Source organism: Ruegeria sp. AP12 (assembly GCF_056540025.1).
Genome location: NZ_JBQFVZ010000088.1, coordinates 1 through 1,044, shown reverse-complemented (window position 1 = coordinate 1,044; position 1,044 = coordinate 1). Strand labels below are relative to the sequence as shown.

Annotated in this window: 2 protein-coding genes; one reads left to right on the top strand and one right to left on the bottom strand. The window is 58.8% G+C overall.

The genetic code is table 11. The annotated features are described in order from the left end of the window. Positions 1-223 (top strand): hypothetical protein (locus ACR0E6_RS21430; protein WP_480587097.1); only part of this gene is annotated, 223 nt, incomplete at its 5' end. Here the strand turns inward: ACR0E6_RS21430 and ACR0E6_RS21425 are convergent. Next, positions 220-993, bottom strand: coding sequence for a DUF2189 domain-containing protein (locus tag ACR0E6_RS21425; protein ID WP_425082980.1), 774 nt, complete (start codon positions 991-993; stop codon positions 220-222). The genes ACR0E6_RS21430 and ACR0E6_RS21425 overlap by 4 nt on opposite strands. Positions 994-1,044 lie beyond the last annotated feature (51 nt).

Below are 1,044 nucleotides of genomic sequence, written 5' to 3'. Positions count from 1 at the left end.
CGGCGATTATGTCTACATGCTGATTTCCGGTCGTAACGGCCAAAACAGCCGGGTCTATGTGGTCAGCAAGAAAGATACCCTCTGGCAAGGTACAAGCTACACGCGTCCGGACAAAGACGACGCGCGCCCCGTGACCCTGACCCGTCTGGGGCAGGATGCAACAGATGCGCTTGGTGCCGCGCGCAAGCTGATAAGGGCCCACAGGCCCGACGAACGACGCTAGCTCGGGCCATCCTCGCAGATCAGGCGATACAGGTGCCAGCTTGCATGGCCTAAAAGCGGCAGCACCAGCAGCAGTCCCAAGAACCACGGCACCATCGCGACAAACGTCAGCACGGCGATGAAAATGCCCCACCCGATCATGACTGGAAAGTTGTCCCTTACGTAGGAGAAACTTGCGATCATTGCCGTCACAAAATCCAGCTCGCGGTCCAACAGCATCGGGATGGACAGCACGGTGATCATGTAGAGGATAGTGGCAAAGACAGCCCCGACGGCCGACCCTACGGCCAGCATCATCAACCCGTTTGCCGTCAGATACACTTCGAGCGAAGAGGATACGTTCGTCAGCGTCGACAGCCCCATGAACAGGGCAAAGATCATATGGCCCAGAAAGAACCAAAACAGAAACATCACCACGATGATCGCGCAGATTGAGGGCAACTGGCGACGGCTCTGTTGCAGCACGACCCCGAATATCGCTTTAAAATCAAGATCCTCCCCGGCCTCCAGGCGGCGCGACACCTCATACAGCCCGACCGCTGCAAACGGTCCGATCAGAGGGAACCCGATCGCGGCGAGGACCAGCCAATAGCTTGTTCCCGACTGGAGTGTCACCCAGGCGATCGTCCAGCCCGCCAGCACATAAAACCCCGCAAATATCAAGCCGAACAGCGGCGCCCTGCGGAGGTCAACCCACGCCCGCCGCATCGCCTGTTTGAGCATCCCACTGTCAACAGGGCGCATCTGAGGCGCTCCGAATGGTCTTTCCATCTGTTTCTCCTCCCCGTCTGGCCCTATCTCATCGCGGGCCTTTTCTGCGGC